The sequence below is a fragment of the Amycolatopsis pittospori genome (genome assembly GCF_013870525.1).
GTDB classification, from domain to species: Bacteria; Actinomycetota; Actinomycetes; order Mycobacteriales; family Pseudonocardiaceae; genus Amycolatopsis; species Amycolatopsis pittospori.
Genome location: NZ_JACBXD010000009.1, coordinates 105411 through 122333, shown reverse-complemented (window position 1 = coordinate 122333; position 16923 = coordinate 105411). Strand labels below are relative to the sequence as shown.

The window sequence follows — 16923 nt, the reverse complement described above, 5'->3', positions numbered from 1 at the left end:
CGGGTGACCTCGTGCGACGCGGCCTGACAGAATCCGGGCGTGTCCGACGAACTGAAGCGCCCGCGGGTGCTCTCCGGGATCCAGCCGACCGCCGACTCGTTCCACCTGGGCAACTACCTGGGTGCGCTGCGGCAATGGGTGCGGCTGCAGGACACCCACGACACCTTCTACATGGTCGTCGACCTGCACGCGATCACCGTCGAGCAGGACCCGAAGGTGCTGCTCGACCGCACGCGCCGTTCGGCCGCGCAGCTGCTCGCGCTCGGCGTCGACCCGGCGCGCAGCGCGCTGTTCGTCCAGAGCCACGTGCCCGAGCACGCGCAGCTGGGCTGGGTGCTCGAATGCCAGACCGGGTTCGGCGAAGCCAGCCGGATGACGCAGTTCAAGGACAAGGCCGCGAAGCAGGGCACCGATCGCGCCAGTGTCGGCCTGTTCACCTATCCGGTCCTGCAGGCCGCGGACATCCTGCTGTACCAGGCGAACGAGGTTCCGGTCGGCGAGGACCAGCGGCAGCACCTGGAGCTGACGCGGAACCTCGCGCAGCGGTTCAACAACCGCTACGGCAAGACGTTCACCGTGCCGGAGCCGCATATCGTCAAGGACACCGCGAAGATCTACGACCTGCAGGACCCGACCGCGAAGATGAGCAAGTCCTCGTCGACCGGCAACGGCCTCATCGAGTTGCTCGAAGACCCGAAGAAGTCGGCGAAGAAGGTCCGCTCGGCGGTCACCGACACCGGCCGCGAGATCGTCTTCGACACGGAGAACAAGCCGGGTGTCTCGAACCTGCTGACGATCCTCTCCGCGCTGACCGACCAGCCGGTCGCCGGACTCGAAACCGCCTTCGAGGGCAAGGGTTACGGCGATCTGAAGAAGGGCGTCGCCGAGGCGTTCGTCGACTGGGTCACCCCGGTGCAGGCACGCGTCCAGTCCTACATGGACGACGTCGCCGAGCTCGACAAGGCGCTCGCCCTCGGGGCTCAACGGGCGAGGGAAGTCGCTTCGGTGACGTTGCGGAACGTCTACGAGAACATCGGGTTCCTTCCCCCGGCAGGCTGATTCGCGCTGCGGGCCACGGTGGACGTGGTTAGCGTTTCCTAGTGGCGAAAGATGACGGCGCGAAGCCGGACGAGGACAAGCTGCTACCGCGGTTGAGGCGGAAGTACGGCTGGCTCGATCACCTCATCCGGGCGAACGACGCCTTCACCGAGCGCTACGGCAACCACTACGCCGCGGCCATCACCTACTTCAGTGTGCTTTCGGTGATCCCGATCCTGATGGTCGCCTTCGCGGTCGTCGGGATGGTGGTCGCCGGCGATCAGACCATCCTCAACCAGATCACCGACGGCATCAACAAGTCGGTACCCGACGGGCTGCGCGACTTGGTCAACGGCATCGTCGGCGCGGCGCTGAAGTCCGGTGGCGGCATCGGGATCTTCGGTCTGCTGCTCGCGCTGTACTCCGGCATCGGGTGGATGACGAACCTGCGTGACGCGCTGACCGCCCAATGGGGCCAGGAAAAGCAGCAGTTGCCACTGGTTTCGACGACGCTCAAGGACCTGCTGTCCCTGGTGGGGCTCGGTCTCGCGTTGGTGGTCTCGTTCGGTCTCACCGCGGCGGGTAGCGGCATCGGCCGTTTCCTGCTCGAACTCGTCGGCCTGCAGGAGCAGGCCTGGGCCGTGTTCGTGTTGAAGGTCGCGACGATCCTGCTCGGTCTCCTCGCCAACACCCTGGTGTTCCTCTGGGTGATCGCGAGGTTGCCGCGCGAGCACGTCGCCCTGCGCAGCGCGGTCAAGGGGGCGGTCTTCGCCGCCGTCGGGTTCATCGTGCTCCAGCAGGGCGCGACCCTTTACCTCGGCAGTGTCACGAAATCACCGGCGTTCACGTTGTTCGGCCCGGTGATCGGTCTGCTGGTGTTCGCGAACCTCGTTTCGCGGTTCCTGCTGTTCGTCACCGCGTGGACGGCGACGGCGAAGGAGAACATGTCGACGGTCATCGAGCCGCCGGCCCCCGTGTCGATCCACCCGAGGGTGACCGTTCAGCAGGGGCCGGGGCTCGGTGCCGTCGGAGGGGCTTTCGCGACCGGCGCGCTCTTGGGCTGGCTCGGCCGACGGAAGTCCTGACCCGGCGGCCGGTTCCGATGGTCAGTCGGTCGTCATGGCTTTCTTGCGCTGGTGACCGATGACGAAGGCGGCCACGATGATCAGGAAGACGATCAGCGTGATGATCCAGCCGGTCGTGCCGAACGGATCTTCGGCCGCCGCCGCGGCACCGCTGTTCGACGTGCCGTCGGCGTTCGGCACGGCCTGTCCGGCGGCACCGACGTCCACGGTTTCCGCCGGTTTGTAGTCGATCCGCCCGACGGATTCGGCCTTGGCCTCGCGGAGCGCGATGCCGTAATCGAGCAGTTTCGCGGCCTGCTCCGAAACCCGGGTCGGCCGCTGCTCGGCGCGAAGCAGCACGACCGCGACCCGGTGGCCGTTCTGGAGCGCGCCGCCGACATAGGTGTGGCGCGCGTCGTCGGTGAAGCCGGTCTTCCCACCCAGGAATCCGGGGTAGGACCCGAGAAGCTTGTTGTCGTTGTAGATCGGAATCGCCGGTTTCCCGCCGATCGCCGGGATTTCGTAGCTCTTGGTCTTGACCACCTGCGCGAATTCCGGCTGCTTCATCGCGTAGTGGAAGATCAGGCTCATGTCGTAGGCCGACGTCGACATACCGGGCCCGTCGAGTCCGGACGGCGTCGCGGCCCGCGTGTCCGTGGCGCCGATGCGGGCGGCCAGCGCGTTCATCTTCGCGATGGTGGCGTCGACGCCGCCCAGCGTGGTGGAGAGCGCGTGCGCCACGTCGTTGCCGGAGTGCATCAGCAGCCCGTGCAGCAGCTGGTCCACTGTGTACTGTGCGCCGGCGGCGATGCCGACACAGGTGCACTCCTGCTCGGCGTCCTCCTTCGTCGGCGTGATGACCTTGCGCGGCGGCAGTTCGGTGACCGCGACCAGCGCGAGCAGCGTCTTGATCAACGACGCCGGCCGCTGCCGGGCGTGCGGATCCTTCGCCGCGATGATGTCGCCGTTCTCGAGGTCCTGCAGCACCCACGACGCGGCCGTCGTCCCCTCGGGCGGGTTCAGCGCGCGCTTCGGGAGCACGAGCCCGCATTCGGCCATCCGGTCGCCGCCCACCGGAACGGGCGGGACGGGCAGCGGTGCCGGCGCGGCCTCACCGGGGCGCGGCTTCTCGGAGGTGTCGATCGGCGGGGGAGGCGTCGACTTGTTCGCGCACGGCTGTGCCTGGGCTGGTGGCTTCGGGGCGGCTGTGGCCACCGGCGTCACCGTGAAGGCGAGCACACCGGAAACGAGGACCATGAGCGACCGGGAGATAGCGCTGTGCACCCGAGCAATGTAGCGTCGCCGGCCCCGCTGCATACTCAGGGGCATGCGCATTTCGCGAGGTACTTCGATGTTCCTGCTGGGTTTCGGCGTCTGGTCGTGGATCATCTGGATCACGTTCGCCAAGAACCTCTGGGACAGCGACCGCGCGTGGGCCGCCGACGGTTCGCCTACCGCCTACTTCATCGTGCACGCGGTGCTGACGGTCGTCTCGTTCGTGCTCGGCACCATCATCGGCGTCATCGGTCTGCGCACGCTTCGTGGCGCCAAGTCACGGGACGCGGAAAAGGCTGACGCCTGATCGGGTTTGTCGTCCTTTTGACGGTGGTGGGCCCGGCGTCGGCTCCCTAACGTTCACCTCACCGAATCATGGAGGTTGAATGTCCCGGATCAGACGTCTGCTCGTCCCCGCGCTCGTCGCGGCGGCGGCGGGAAGCGTTTTCGCGGCCCCGTCGGCGAGTGCCGCGCCCGCGCCGCAGTGCGACACCGCGAGCGCGCCGTTCAACTACGTGGTGCTTTACAACCCGCGTACCCCGGAACGCAAGGTCGACACCGAGCTGCGCGCGAAGTGCGGCGAGAAGGTGGCCTACTACCCGGAGATCGGGGTCGCGGTCGCGACCTCGCGCAATGCCGACTTCCAGGCGAAGATCGGCGTCTTCCGCGCCTACTCGGGCGGCCGTGACGTGGCGTTCCCGCCGGCGGCTTCGGCCCGCTCGACCCGCTCCGCGGTGGTCGACACCAAGGAGAACGAAGAGACCACCAGCGTCGCCGTCGAAGAGGACCTGTCGGCCCAGCAGTGGGACATGCGGGCGATCCAGGCTCCCGAGGCGAACAAGGTCTCCGGTGGCAGCCGCTCGGTGACCGTCGGCGTGCTGGACTCGGGTATCGAGCCCACCCACCCCGCGCTGAAGAACGCCCTGGACCCGAAGACGTCCGCGGGCTGCAACTCCGGCGCACCCGACACCACGCCCGCCGCCTGGGCCCCGACGAACTCCGACCACGGCACGCACGTCGCCGGCACGATCGCGGGCAAGGACGCCGCGCGCGGCTTCACCGGTGTCGCGCCGGGCGTCAAGCTGGCATCGGTCAAGGTCGTGAACGACGACGGCCTGATCCTCCCCGAAGCCGCCGTCTGTGGGTTCATGTGGGCCGCGAAGCACCGCTTCCCGGTGACGAACAACAGCTACTACATCGACCCGGGCATGTTCTACTGCGCGAAGGAGCCGGGCGACGCGGCCGCGTTCGAGGCCGTCCGCCGCGCGGTGGCCTACTCGACCGGCCGTGGTGTCCTGAACGTCGCCGCCGCCGGCAACAGCGGCTTTGACCCGGACGAGCAGACCACCGACCCGAACCGCCCCCACCCGGTCGACGAGAGCTGCGGCATCCTGCCCAAGGCCATCGACGGCGTCGTCAACGTCTCGTCCATCGGCTACGCGGGCACGAAGTCGTCGTTCAGCAACTACGGTGACGACGTTTCGGTCACCGCCCCCGGTGGCGACCGCGCCCAGCTGCCGCCCGCCGGCCAGGGAGTCGGCTGCCCGCTGTCGACGATTTTCAACGGTGCCTACGGCGCCAAGTGCGGCACCTCGATGGCGTCCCCGCACGTCGCCGGTGTCGCCGCGCTGCTGGCGTCCCGTTTCCGGCACGCTCCGCCCGCGGCGCTGAGGTGGCTGCTCGAGCACCAGGCGGACGCGGTTCCCTGCGGAACAGCGGCGCCGGTCTGTGAAGGCCCGGCGAAGGACAACTCGTACTACGGCCACGGCCGCGTCAACGCTCTGGACGCGGTGAAGTAGTTCGTTCGTTCCGGGGCCGGTCCACGTTTCGTGGGCCGGCCCCGTTTCGTTTCCTGGCCCTTTCGACGGCGTCCTCGCTACGTTGTGAACACCTTCGACAGTGGGGAGTTCACGATGTCGGTGTTCGGTCGGTTGGTTCCCGTGATGGTGGGGCTGGCGGTGCTCCCGCTCGTCAGCGCGCCCGCCGCGGTGGCGGCTCCCGTCCAGCCGTGCAGTGAGGAACCGAGGGAACTGCCCATCAACGAGTTCACCGACTATCGGGAGATGGTCCGTGAGCTCGGCAGGCTCGAACGGGTGAGCAAGGGGAGGGTGGTCGTCGAAGAGGCCGGGCGGTCCAACCGCGGCCGGGTGATCCACCAGGCGACCGTCGGGACCGGGCCGAAGGTTTTCGTGGTGTCCAGCGAAATCCACGGCAACGAGAAGACGGGCACCGACGCGTTGCTGCGGATTCTCGACTACCTCGGCACTTCGGAGTCACGGGACGCCGAGCGACTGCGGAAGACCATCACGTTCGTCGCGGTCCCCAAACTGAACCCCGACGGCGCCGAACTCGACCGGCGCGGCAACGACCTGTCGTGGACCGAGGTCCAGCAGAAGTTCCCGCAACTCAAGGACCGGCCGCCGGCCTGGAACTACCTCAGCGACGTCCTCCAGGGTGACGACTACCGGAAGCGTCCCGGCTTCGACGTCAACCGGGACTTCAACCCCGATCTGAACTATGTCCCGCGCGCGGAGGACTTCCCGGGTGCGTCGGAGGAACCAGGCTGGTTCGTCACTCCCGAGGCCCGGGCACTGCGTTCGGTCTACGTCGGTTTGACCAAGCAGCGCGGCAAGGTGCCCGACGTCTACGTCGATCTGCACCATCAAGGCGCGTGCGTCCGGCAGGAAGGCAGCGATCGGCTGCTCGACGTCGGCATCGACTATCCGCCGCTGCCCGACAAGTTCTTCGAACCCGGCCAGAAATACGCGAAGTATCGCGATGTGTACACAAAGGACGAATCGCGGCAGCTGGCGATCAGCGGGTTCAACGGGATGACGTCACGCGGCTTCGTCGGGGCGCGCTACCCGCATGCGGCCGATCGCGATCTGCCCGGTCAGGCGCGATGTTCGTTCGCGCTGAACGGGACCGGGACGGTGCTGTTCGAGGTCCGCGGCCAGACGCAGACGCTCGGGCAGCAGCACCGGGAACACTTCACGCGCGCGGTGATGGCCGGGCTGTACAACATGCTGCGAGAGGTGAGCACGGGCGCCGTCGAGTACATCGACCCCGAGGCTTTCGACCGGCTGCCCGGCACTGCCGACCCTGCCGCCGCCGCACGAATCCTGGAGTAACGCTCGGCTTGGGTCGACACGGAAGTCCGTGAAGGCCTCCTTGAGGGACCCAGGGTCCCTCAAGGAGGCCTTCACGGACCATCAAGCAGCCTGGGAGACCAGGCTGACAGATGGGCGCGGGCGTGCGGAGGCGGCGAGGTGCGCCGCGTTCAGTTCGGCCAGCACTCCCGCCGGATCCTTCAGCAGCTGGGAAGGAAGTGTCTGGACGACAGTGATTCCTGCGGTGGCGTAGCGGGTGTTCCGCAGAATCGTGCGCCTGTAGTCGTCGCGATAGAAATGGAAATCGAAGGAATCGATCTCCCAGGCGAGTGCCACGTCATCCCACCAGGCGTCGGGACGGCCGATATAGCCGCCACGACTGTCGCAGATTTCGGGATTCCAGTGGCTCGGCCGTACCAGGAGGCTCTGACTCAGAATCTTGGCCCGCGCTTCCGCGACCGAGTGAAGATCCTTCCATTCGCCGAGAATCCTGCGGGGGATCGCTGTACCTCGCTTCGAACCGGTGTTCAGTTCGCGGGTAAGCGCTTCTGGAGAACATCTGCCGCGCTGAATCGCCTCGACGAGGAGGCTGCCGACGGGCTCGACAGCTCGCAGTCGCCTGCACGTGTCGGTGGTCGCGCGAACGAGCGGTGCCAAGGGGATGCCGTCGCGGATCTGCGGTTCCGGCAGTCGGAGGGTGCGCTCGACGGTCACGAAGCCGGCGCTGCGGACCTTGTGTTCATGGGGGATGAGGACATGAATGTCGTCGTGCGGCGGTAGTTCGCGAGTGCGTAAACCATGTCGCCGACACGCTTCCACTCCGGTCACGAGCGCTCGCGGTCCGGCGTGGAGCAAAGCGCCCATCACCCGTTCCAAGGAACTGGGAGGAGCGTTGTGGAGCAGGATGATGCCCGGGAGCAGCCGCTGCCAAGGGCCACCGGGCAGGCATCTTCGATAGATGACCTTGCTGCCCATCTCGAGCGATTCCAAGGTCGTGGCCTTGATGACGCCGTGACGGCTTCGTTCCTGGAGCAGTTCGGGGTGCTCAGCCCACCTGCCGCGTTTGTTCATGATCACAGCGTGGGTCCGCCCGCACCGCGATCACCACACACAGTTCGTCAACCTGTGGATAACCCACCCCTTGTGGATAACTTTTCCGAAGTCCGTGAAGGCCTCCTTGAGGGACCCTGGGTCCCTCAAGGAGGCCTTCACGGACAGCCGCGCAGCTAGGGCGCCAGCAGAGGTGGTTAGACGCGCTTGAAGAGAAGGGCGCGCTTAACTTCCTGAATCGCCTTCGTCACCTGGATCCCGCGCGGGCAGGCGTCGGTGCAGTTGAAGGTGGTCCGGCAGCGCCAGACGCCTTCGGAGTCGTTCAGGATGTCGAGACGCTCTTCGGCGCCCTCGTCACGGGAGTCGAAGATGAACCGGTGCGCGTTGACGATCGCGGCCGGGCCGAAGTACGAGCCGTCGTTCCAGTACACCGGGCACGAGGAGGTGCAGCAGGCGCACAGGATGCACTTGGTCGTGTCGTCGAACCGGTCGCGGTCGGCCTGCGACTGGATCCGCTCGCGCGTGGGCTCGTTCCCGTAGGCGATGAGGTACGGCTTCACCGCACGGTAGGCCTCGAAGAACGGGTCCATGTCGACGTAAAGGTCCTTGAGCGTCGTCAGGCCCTTGATCGGCGCGATGGTGATGACGGTCTTCTTGCCGCCGGTCTCCAGCAGGTCCTTCATCAGGACCTTGCACGCCAGCCGGTTGATGCCGTTGATCTGCATCGCGTCGGACCCGCAGACGCCGTGGGCGCACGAGCGGCGGAACGAGAACGTCCCGTCGATGTAGTCCTTCACGTAGAAGAGCAGGTTCAGCAGCCGGTCGGTGCGCTGCGCCGGGACGTCGTAGGACTCCCAGTGGGGCTCGTTGTCGATCTCGGGGTTGAACCGCAGGATCTTCAGCGTGACGGTGATCGGCGTGTGGTCGGAGGACACGGCCTCCGACTTCTCGGGGGTGGCCGTGGTCATCAGTACTTCCGCTCCATCGGTTCGTAGCGGGTGAAGGTCACCGGCTTGTAGTCGAGACGGACGTCCGCCGACAGGCCTTCGCCCTGCTTGTAAGCCATGGTGTGCCGCATGAAGTTCGTGTCGTCGCGGGTCGGGTAGTCCTCGCGCGCGTGTCCGCCGCGGGATTCCTTGCGCGCCAGGGCGCCGACGACGAGGACTTCGGCGAGTTCGAGCAGGAAGCCCAGCTCGACGGCTTCGAGGACGTCGGTGTTGTACCGCTTCCCCTTGTCCGACACGGTGATCCGGCTGTAGCGCTCCTTCAGCGACTGCACGTCGGTCAGCGCCTGCTTCAGCGTGTCCTCCGTGCGGTACACCGAAGCGTGGGAGTCCATCGTCTTCTGCAGCTCGGTGCGGATGTCGGCGACGCGCTCGTCACCGTGCTCCGAGAGAAGCAGCGACAGCTGGTCCTCGACGACGGTGGTCGGGTTCTCCGGCAGTTCGACGTAGTCGTGCGCCAGCGCGTACTCGGCGGCGGCGATGCCGGCGCGACGTCCGAAGACGTTGATGTCGAGCAGCGAGTTGGTGCCGAGACGGTTCGAGCCGTGCACCGAAACACACGCGACCTCGCCCGCGGCGTACAGGCCGGGGATGACGTTCTCGTTGTCCCGCAAGGCTTCGCCGTGGATGTTGGTCGGGATGCCGCCCATCACGTAGTGACAGGTCGGGAACACCGGCACCGGCTCGGTGACCGGGTCGACGCCCAGGTAGGTCCGCGAGAACTCCATGATGTCCGGGAGTTTCGCGTTCAGCGTCTCCTCGGGCAGGTGCGTGACGTCGAGGACGACGTAGTCCTTGTTCGGCCCGCAACCGCGGCCCTGCAGCACTTCCTGCACCATCGACCGGGCGACGATGTCGCGCGGCGCGAGGTCCTTGATGGTGGGGGCGTAGCGCTCCATGAACCGCTCGCCGTCGGCGTTGCGGAGGATGCCGCCTTCACCGCGCACGGCCTCGGAGATGAGGATCCCGAGCCCGGCCAGACCTGTCGGGTGGAACTGGAAGAACTCCATGTCCTCCAGCGGCAGGCCCTTGCGGAAGATGATGCCGAGGCCGTCACCGGTGAGGGTGTGCGCGTTCGACGTGGTCTTGAAGATCTTGCCCGCGCCGCCGGTGGCGAACACGATCGACTTCGCCTGGAAGACGTGCAGTTCGCCGGTGGCCAGCTCGTAGGCGACGACGCCGGAGGCGACGGGGTTGCCGTCCTCGTCCGGGGTCAGGACCAGGTCCAGCACGTAGAACTCGTTGAAGAACTCGGTGCCGTGCTTGACGCAGTTCTGATAGAGCGTCTGCAGGATCATGTGCCCGGTGCGGTCCGCGGCGTAGCAGGCGCGGCGCACCGCGGCCTTGCCGTGGTCACGGGTGTGCCCGCCGAAGCGGCGCTGGTCGATCTTGCCTTCGGGCGTCCGGTTGAACGGCAGGCCCATCTTCTCGAGGTCGAGGACGGCGTCGATGGCCTCCTTCGCCATGATCTCGGCGGCGTCCTGGTCGACCAGGTAGTCGCCGCCCTTGATCGTGTCGAAGGTGTGCCATTCCCAGTTGTCCTCTTCGACGTTCGCCAGCGCGGCGCACATGCCGCCCTGGGCGGCACCGGTGTGCGAACGCGTGGGGTAGAGCTTGGTGAGGACCGCGGTGCGGGTGCGCTGGCCGGATTCGATGGCCGCGCGCATGCCGGCGCCACCGGCGCCGACGATCACCACGTCGTACTTGTGGAACTGCATAGGAATGCTCCGCTTACCTGTGGTGGGCGTCAGTTGGCCGAGATACCGGGATCGAAGGTGAAGATCACCATCGTGCCGACGGCGAGGATCAGCACCATCGAGACGTAGAGCACGATCTTCAGCCAGAACCGGGTGCTGTCCTTGCGGGCGTAGTCGTCGATGATCGTGCGCAGCCCGTTGCCGCCGTGGATCTCGGCGAGCCACAGCATCGACAGGTCCCAGAACTGCCAGAACGGCGAAGCCCAGCGGCCGGCGACGAAGCCCCAGTTGATGCGGTGCACGCCGCCGTCGAGGATGTTCATGATGAACAGGTGGCCGAGCACCAGCACGATCAGGGCGAGGCCCGAGATGCGCATGAACAGCCAGCTGTAGAGCTCGAAGTTGCTGCGGCGGGCGGCGGCGCGCTTCGGTGCGCGCGGGCGCTCGAGTGCGAGTTCAGACATCAGTGCCCCCCGAACATAACCTCGACGGTGCGCTTCATCATGAAGAAGGCACCGGGAATCATCACCACGACCCAGATGGCCAGGATCGTCCAGAGCATCGGCTTCTGGAACTTCGGTCCCTTCTCCCAGAAGTCGACCAGCATGACCCGGATGCCGTTGAGCGCGTGGAACAGCACGGCGCCGACGAGGCCGACCTCGAGGAGGTTGACCAGCGGGGTCTTGTAGGTCTCGATGACTTCGTTGTACGTGTCGGGCGACACACGCACGAGCGCGGTGTCGAGCACGTGCACGAAGAGGAAGAAGAATGTCAGCACGCCGGTGATGCGGTGCAGCACCCAGGACCACATACCGGGGTCGCCCCGGTAGAACGTCCCTTGCCGGCGTGAGGCACCCGCCCGATCGCTCGCGGCCGCCTCGGTGGCGGTGCTAGCCGTGGTGGACATCGGTGAACGGCCTCCAACGTCATGGCTTGGGCCCGCTGACCGCTGGTTTCCGCGCCTGCCGCCGGGTCGCCCACCTGGGGACGGCTCCGGCGACGGTGCCGAAATCATGGTCATCGAGCGTGGATAAAAGGATGCTAGACCCGCACCTCACGGTGGGCTCACCTCCGGGTTCGTCTGTGTGATGGACCAGACATCGGGGCAGTCGCACGATCGAGTGACGCGGACCCCTAACTCACCAGTTCGTCCACTGTGGACGCTCGATGGGGGTGTCGATCGCGGAGGCGATCACCGAGAGTGGTGACCCTCGCGACGTCGAGACTGATCTTGGGCGACCGTCGCAGGTCACCCGCTCCGGCACCCTGAACGGTGCGTAATGATCGCCGGACCGTCAGTCGGTCGAGGGGCCGTCTGCGGCACGCGATTACTCCGTTGTGATCACCGTCAGTACTCCATTCGTCGCGCTTACGACTCATGAGTAAACGTTTGTGTTACGTAGCGTGCCTTTCCTATGGCTGCCAAGCGGCCGTTAGGTACCGTCTCTCGGTCGAACCCGGCAGTGTCGCCGGGTCGTTTCTTCGGACCATCCGCTGGATCAGCGGGGAGGGAGACACACGTTGCGTCGCATGCGTGGAACCGCGCTGGCCGCCGTCACCATGGCCGGTGCACTCGTACTGGCCGGGTGCGCGAAGGATTCTGGTGCGGGGAATAACAACAACGCGAGCACTGGGGACCAGTCCGCCAGCTGCGTGACGGCGCCGAAGCCGCCCGCCGCGGCCGCCGCCTCGAGCAGCACCGCCCAGACCGAGAAGGTCGACGGCAGCAAGCTCAAGGTCGCACTGGCCTTCGACGTCGGCGGTCGTGGCGACGCGTCGTTCAACGACTCCGCCGCCGCCGGTACCGACAAGGCCAAGGCCGAACTCGGCGTCACCGCCGTCAGCGAGAGCACCGCGGCGACGTCCGAGGACGAGGCCGCGAAGTCGCAGCGTCTCGACCAGCTCGCCTCGCAGGGCTTCAGCCCGATCATCGCGGTCGGCTTCGCCTACGCCAAGGCCGTCGGCGCCATCGCGCCGAAGTACCCGAACATCCAGTTCGCGATCGTCGACGACGACTCCGTCAAGGCCCCGAACGTCACCCCGCTGGTCTTCGCCGAAGAGCAGGGTTCGTTCCTGGCCGGTGTCGCCGCCGCCTACAAGTCGAAGAAGTGCCACGTGGGCTTCGTCGGTGGCGTGAACACGCCGCTGATCCAGAAGTTCGAGGCCGGCTTCCTGCAGGGTGTGAAGGCCGCTTCGTCCAAGGCCGTCATCGAGGACGAGTACCTCACCCCGGCCGGTGACTTCTCCGGGTTCCAGGACCCGGCGAAGGGCAACGTGAAGGCCGCGGCGCAGATCTCCAAGGGCGCGGACGTGGTCTACCACGCCGCCGGCGCCTCCGGTAAGGGCGTTTTCGAGGCCGCGAAGACGGGCAACGCGCTCGCCATCGGCGTCGACTCCGACCAGTACAACCAGAAGACGGTCGAGGCGTCGAAGGACGTCATCATCACCTCGATGCTCAAGCGCGTCGACGTGGCGGTGTTCGACTACCTCCGCGCTCTGGCCAAGGGTGACCTGACGTCGCTGCCGAAGCGCTTCGACCTCAAGGTCGACGGCGTCGGCTACGCCACCTCCGGTGGCAAGATCGACGACATCAAGGACGTCCTCGACGGCTACAAGGCGCAGATCGTCTCCGGGGCGATCACCGTGTCGGACAAGCCGCAGAAGTAAGGTTTTCCTTGCAGCGGGGCTCGGGAGGGTGAACCACCCTTCCGAGCCCCCACCTGTTTCTCTTCCAGAACTGGATGGCTTTTCATGAGCGCTCCCCAGGCCGAGGTCACCGACGCCCCCGACCGGGGTGAACCGGCCGTGCAGCTGACCGGGATCACGAAACGATTCCCGGGTGTGGTGGCCAACTCCGACGTCAACCTCACCGTCACCAAGGGCGAGGTGCACGCCGTTTGTGGCGAGAACGGCGCGGGCAAATCGACCCTGATGAAGATCCTCTACGGCATGCAGCAGCCGGACGAGGGCAGCATCGCGATCAACGGCGAAGTGGTGAAACTGCGCAACCCGCAGGACGCCATCAAGACCGGTATCGGGATGGTGCACCAGCACTTCATGCTCGCCGACAACCTCACCGTCGGGGAGAACGTCTTCCTCGGCGCCGAGAAACTGCACGGCATCGGCCGCGCGGCCCGGGCGAAGCTGGCGAAATTCGCCGAACAGGTCGGCCTGAACGCCCGCCCGGACGTGCTGCTCGAAGAGCTCGGCGTCGCCGATCGCCAGCGCGTGGAGATCGTCAAGGTCCTCTACCGCGGCGCGCGGATCATCATCCTCGACGAGCCCACCGCGGTGCTCGTCCCGCAGGAGGTCGACGCGCTGTTCGAGACCGTCCGCGGGATGCAGGCGGAAGGCTTCACCTTCCTCTTCATCTCCCACAAACTCGACGAGGTGCGCGCGATCGCCGACACGGTCACCGTGATCCGCCGCGGCACCACGGTCGGCACGGCCGATCCGAAGAAGATCACCTCGCACCAGCTGGCCGAGATGATGGTCGGTTCGGAACTGCCCAGCCCCGAGACCCGCGAGTCCACCGTCACCGATCGGGACGTCCTGCGCCTGGACGACGTCTGCCTGAGCGTCGAGGGTTCCGAGCGGAACGTCCTCGACCACATCTCCTTCACCGTGCACGCGGGTGAGGTGCTCGGCATCGCCGGCGTCGAGGGCAACGGTCAGACCGAACTCGTCGAGACGATCATGGGCATGCGCAAGGGCGGTGGCCGGATCGAACTCGTCGACACCGACGGCAAGACCATCGAACTGCACAAACTGGGGACGCTCTCCCGCCGCGAGGCCGGCATCGGCTACATCGCCGAAGACCGCACACGGCACAGTCTCCTGCTCACCCAGCCGTTGTGGGTCAATCGGATCCTCGGCTACCAGACGCGGGAACCGGTCGCCAAGGGCCAGCTGCTCGACATCGCCGGCGCGCGTGAGGACACCCGCCGCATCGTCGAGCAGTACGACGTCCGCACGCCGGGGATCGACGTCCCGGCCGCGGCGCTTTCGGGTGGTAACCAGCAGAAGCTGATCGTCGGCCGCGAGCTTTCCGGGAACCCGGTGCTGCTGATCGCGTCGCATCCGACGCGCGGTGTCGACGTCGGCGCGCAGGCGTTGATCTGGGAACAGATCCGCCAGGCACGGGCGGCCGGGCTGGCCGTACTGCTGGTTTCGGCCGACCTCGACGAGCTGATCGGGCTTTCCGACACCATCCAGGTCATGCTCCGCGGACGGCTGGTCGGCGAGGCCGACCCCGCGACCGTGACCCCGCAGGAACTGGGCTCCGCGATGACGGGTGCTTCCGAAGACTCCGAAGAAGAAGGTGTGTCGTGAGTTCCTGGCGTACGAGGCTGCTGCCGCCTCTGCTCGCGATCGTTTTCGCCGTCATCCTGACGGCCATCGCGCTGATCATCTCGGGCGCGAACCCGCTCGAGGCGTACGGCACCATGCTCGGGCAGCTGTTCAAGGGCTCGACCGCGGTCGACACGGTCAACCTCGCGACGGTGTACTACCTGTCCGGTCTCGCGGTGGCCATCGGCTTCCAGATGAACCTCTTCAACATCGGTGTCGAGGGCCAGTACCGGTTCGCCGCCATCGTCACCGCCATCATCGGCGGGGCGCTGCAGCTGCCGCCGGTGATCCACACGCTGGCGATCCTCGTCGTCGCGGTGCTGAGCGGCATGCTCTACGCCGCGGTCCCGGCGGTGCTGAAGGTGACCCGCGGCGTTTCCGAGGTCATCTCGACGATCATGCTGAACGCGATCGTCGGCGGCATCGTGGCGTTCCTGGTCAACGCCGACCAGTTCGGCGTGCAGACCGGCAACAACATCGCCACCCGCGAGATCGCCGCCTCCGGCCGGATCCCGGGTATCCCGATCGGCTCCGGCGAACTGTTCGGGTTCGTGATCATCGCGATCCTGATCGGCGCCGCCTACTGGTTCATGCTCAACCGGACCCGCTTCGGTTTCGAGCTGAAGGCCAGTGGTGAATCGACGACGGCGGCCGCCGCGGGCGGCGTGAACGCCAAGAAGATGACGCTGATCGCGATGCTGCTTTCCGGTGGTGTCGCCGGTCTGATCGCGATGCCGGAACTGCTCGGCCGCGACTTCACCTACGGCATCACTTCGACCCAGATGTACGGCTTCACCGGCATCGCGGTCGCCCTGCTCGGCCGCAACCATCCGGCCGGGATCGCGCTGGGCGCCCTGCTGTGGGCGTTCCTCGACCGGTCCGCGGTGTCGCTGGAGCAGATCAACGTGTCCAAGGAGATCGCAGTCATCATGCAGGGCGTGATCGTGCTGTCGGTCGTCATCGCGTACGAGATCGTGCGCCGCGCGGACCTGGCCGCCGAACAGCGACGCGTCGGTCGCGCGCTGGCGGGTAAGGGTTCCAGCGTTTCCGAGGGAGGTGCGGTGTGAGCACGGATGTTCTTTCGTCCAACGCGGGCGGGACGACCATGCCGGTGAAGCGGCAGAAGCGCCGCATTCCGGGATGGGCCAAGGGCGCCATCTGGGGACTGCTGGCGGTCGGTGTGCTGGCGATCGCGTCGTACGCCACCGGCGTCAACACGCTGACCTCGACGAACACCGCGCACACCGCGTTGCGGCTGGCGCTGCCGATCCTGCTGTGCGCCCTCGGCGGTCTCTGGGCCGAACGCGCGGGCGTGATCAACATCGGTCTCGAAGGCATGATGATCCTCGGCACCTGGGGTGCCGCGTGGGGCGCGTTCTACGGCGGTGTCTGGGCCGGGCTGCTCGCGGCGGTCGTGTTCGGCGCCCTCGGCGGCCTGCTGCACGCCGTCGCGACGGTGACCTTCAACGTCAACCACATCGTCTCCGGTGTGGCGATCAACCTGCTCGGTCTCGGTGTCGCGAAGTATCTGGCGAACCTGGTGTTCACCCCCCTTTCGGGGAACCCGCGCCAGTCGCCGCCGGTGCCGAAGTTCGACACCTATTCGGCGACGTTCCTCTCGGACTGGCTCTCGGATCTGGAGAAGATGCAGCGCGTCTTCATCTCCGACCTCGCCGGTGTCCTCAATGGACTGGTCACCGAGGTCGCGCCGCTCACGATGATCGCGATCGCGCTGGTCCCGATCAGCTACCTCGTGTTGTGGCGCACGCGTTTCGGCCTCCGGTTGCGGTCCTGCGGTGAGAACCCGGTCGCGGCGGAGTCCCTCGGGGTGAACGTCTACCTGCACAAGTACGTCGCCATGATCATCTCCGGTGGGCTCGCCGGAATGGGTGGCGCGTCGCTCGTGCTGCTCGCCGGTGGCGCGGACTACCTGGAGAACCAGACCAACAACCGCGGTTACATCGGCCTCGCGGCGATGATCTTCGGAAACTGGCGGCCGGGCGGCCTGCTCGGCGGCGCGGCGCTGTTCGGGTACGCGGACGGTCTCCAGCTCGCCGGTGGCGGCACCGCGGTGCTCGCGCTGCTGTACGGCGCGGTGATCCTGCTGGCCGTGATCGTGGCCGTGCAGCTGTTCCGCCGCCAGTGGATCGCTTCCGCGCTCGGCGTCGTCGGCGCCGGCCTGCTGTACGCGATCTACTGGACCAACGACGACCTGCCCAGCGACCTCATCCCGTACACCGCGCACTTCGTGACGCTGATCGTGCTGGCGGTGGCTTCGCAGCGGCTGCGGCCGCCCAAGGCGGACGGCGCCCTCTACCGGCGAGGTGAGGACTGA

General features: G+C 66.8%; 15 protein-coding genes. 9 read left to right on the top strand and 6 right to left on the bottom strand.

Annotated features, from left to right (window positions below; all coding sequences use genetic code 11):
* The first annotated feature begins 39 nt into the window (after positions 1-39).
* Together trpS and H5J31_RS07545 are read left to right on the top strand one after the other, a co-directional pair.
* Positions 40-1059, top strand: a complete 1020-nt coding sequence (gene trpS / locus H5J31_RS07550; protein ID WP_181771744.1) for a tryptophan--tRNA ligase — start codon at positions 40-42, stop codon at positions 1057-1059.
* Between the two features lie 41 nt (positions 1060-1100).
* Positions 1101-2123 carry a YhjD/YihY/BrkB family envelope integrity protein gene (locus H5J31_RS07545; protein ID WP_181771743.1) on the top strand — a complete coding sequence of 341 codons (1023 nt, stop codon included), beginning with the start codon at positions 1101-1103 and terminating at the stop codon, positions 2121-2123.
* A 21-nt stretch (positions 2124-2144) separates the two neighbouring features.
* On the opposite strand, the gene H5J31_RS07540 is transcribed toward H5J31_RS07545, so the two are convergent.
* A complete protein-coding gene (locus H5J31_RS07540) occupies positions 2145-3386 on the bottom strand; it encodes a D-alanyl-D-alanine carboxypeptidase family protein (protein ID WP_328701407.1) in 1242 nt (413 codons plus the stop codon).
* 43 nt (positions 3387-3429) lie between these two features.
* Between H5J31_RS07540 and H5J31_RS07535 the strand changes: the two genes are divergently transcribed.
* The 3 genes from H5J31_RS07535 to H5J31_RS07525 all read left to right on the top strand — a co-directional run bounded on the left by H5J31_RS07535 (position 3430) and on the right by H5J31_RS07525 (position 6508).
* Complete coding sequence (locus H5J31_RS07535) at positions 3430-3684, top strand: SCO4848 family membrane protein (protein ID WP_125732324.1); 255 nt, start codon at positions 3430-3432, stop codon at positions 3682-3684.
* Between the two features lie 79 nt (positions 3685-3763).
* On the top strand, positions 3764-5176 hold the full coding sequence (locus H5J31_RS07530) for a S8 family peptidase (RefSeq protein ID WP_181771742.1): 1413 nt from the start codon (positions 3764-3766) through the stop codon (positions 5174-5176).
* Between the two features lie 114 nt (positions 5177-5290).
* The gene (locus H5J31_RS07525; RefSeq protein ID WP_207897638.1) at positions 5291-6508 is read left to right on the top strand and encodes a M14 family zinc carboxypeptidase; all 1218 of its coding nucleotides are present in this window, start codon (positions 5291-5293) and stop codon (positions 6506-6508) included.
* Positions 6509-6589: 81 nt separating this feature from the next.
* Here H5J31_RS07525 and H5J31_RS07520 read toward each other — a convergent pair whose 3' ends face one another.
* From H5J31_RS07520 to sdhC, 5 genes are all read right to left on the bottom strand, one after another.
* Positions 6590-7558, bottom strand: a complete 969-nt coding sequence (locus tag H5J31_RS07520; RefSeq protein ID WP_181771740.1) for a hypothetical protein — start codon at positions 7556-7558, stop codon at positions 6590-6592.
* Positions 7559-7734: 176 nt separating this feature from the next.
* Positions 7735-8505: a succinate dehydrogenase iron-sulfur subunit gene (locus H5J31_RS07515; RefSeq protein WP_181771739.1), complete on the bottom strand. Its 771-nt coding sequence runs from the start codon at positions 8503-8505 to the stop codon at positions 7735-7737.
* A complete protein-coding gene (gene sdhA, locus H5J31_RS07510) occupies positions 8505-10259 on the bottom strand; it encodes a succinate dehydrogenase flavoprotein subunit (RefSeq protein WP_181771738.1) in 1755 nt (584 codons plus the stop codon). The genes H5J31_RS07515 and sdhA overlap by 1 nt, the downstream gene beginning before the upstream one ends.
* Positions 10260-10288: 29 nt before the next feature.
* Positions 10289-10702 (bottom strand): succinate dehydrogenase hydrophobic membrane anchor subunit, encoded by a 414-nt coding sequence (locus H5J31_RS07505; RefSeq protein WP_181771737.1) that lies wholly within the window; start codon positions 10700-10702, stop codon positions 10289-10291.
* Positions 10702-11145, bottom strand: a complete 444-nt coding sequence (gene sdhC, locus H5J31_RS07500) for a succinate dehydrogenase, cytochrome b556 subunit (RefSeq protein ID WP_081809635.1) — start codon at positions 11143-11145, stop codon at positions 10702-10704. The genes H5J31_RS07505 and sdhC overlap by 1 nt, the downstream gene beginning before the upstream one ends.
* A gap of 623 nt (positions 11146-11768) precedes the next feature.
* Between sdhC and H5J31_RS07495 the strand changes: the two genes are divergently transcribed.
* The 4 genes from H5J31_RS07495 (at position 11769) to H5J31_RS07480 (ending at position 16923) form a co-directional block, all read left to right on the top strand.
* Entirely contained in the window at positions 11769-12905 is a 1137-nt protein-coding gene (locus H5J31_RS07495; protein ID WP_181771736.1) for a BMP family lipoprotein, read from the top strand.
* Positions 12906-12989: 84 nt separating this feature from the next.
* A complete protein-coding gene (locus H5J31_RS07490) occupies positions 12990-14570 on the top strand; it encodes an ABC transporter ATP-binding protein (RefSeq protein WP_181771735.1) in 1581 nt (526 codons plus the stop codon).
* The gene (locus H5J31_RS07485) at positions 14567-15655 is read left to right on the top strand and encodes an ABC transporter permease (RefSeq protein ID WP_181771734.1); all 1089 of its coding nucleotides are present in this window, start codon (positions 14567-14569) and stop codon (positions 15653-15655) included. The genes H5J31_RS07490 and H5J31_RS07485 overlap by 4 nt, the downstream gene beginning before the upstream one ends.
* Before the next feature lie 38 nt (positions 15656-15693).
* Positions 15694-16923: an ABC transporter permease gene (locus H5J31_RS07480; RefSeq protein ID WP_181771778.1), complete on the top strand. Its 1230-nt coding sequence runs from the start codon at positions 15694-15696 to the stop codon at positions 16921-16923.

Coding starts and splice junctions, on each gene's coding strand:
- H5J31_RS07535 (WP_125732324.1), top strand. CDS start 3,430: ATGCGCATTTCGCGAGGTACTTCGATGTTCCTGCTGGGTTTCGGCGTC.
- H5J31_RS07530 (WP_181771742.1), top strand. CDS start 3,764: ATGTCCCGGATCAGACGTCTGCTCGTCCCCGCGCTCGTCGCGGCGGCG.
- H5J31_RS07525 (WP_207897638.1), top strand. CDS start 5,291: ATGTCGGTGTTCGGTCGGTTGGTTCCCGTGATGGTGGGGCTGGCGGTG.
- H5J31_RS07520 (WP_181771740.1), bottom strand. CDS start 7,558: ATGAACAAACGCGGCAGGTGGGCTGAGCACCCCGAACTGCTCCAGGAA.
- H5J31_RS07515 (WP_181771739.1), bottom strand. CDS start 8,505: ATGACCACGGCCACCCCCGAGAAGTCGGAGGCCGTGTCCTCCGACCAC.
- sdhA (WP_181771738.1), bottom strand. CDS start 10,259: ATGCAGTTCCACAAGTACGACGTGGTGATCGTCGGCGCCGGTGGCGCC.
- H5J31_RS07505 (WP_181771737.1), bottom strand. CDS start 10,702: ATGTCTGAACTCGCACTCGAGCGCCCGCGCGCACCGAAGCGCGCCGCC.
- sdhC (WP_081809635.1), bottom strand. CDS start 11,145: ATGTCCACCACGGCTAGCACCGCCACCGAGGCGGCCGCGAGCGATCGG.
- H5J31_RS07495 (WP_181771736.1), top strand. CDS start 11,769: ATGCGTGGAACCGCGCTGGCCGCCGTCACCATGGCCGGTGCACTCGTA.
- H5J31_RS07490 (WP_181771735.1), top strand. CDS start 12,990: ATGAGCGCTCCCCAGGCCGAGGTCACCGACGCCCCCGACCGGGGTGAA.
- H5J31_RS07480 (WP_181771778.1), top strand. CDS start 15,694: ATGCCGGTGAAGCGGCAGAAGCGCCGCATTCCGGGATGGGCCAAGGGC.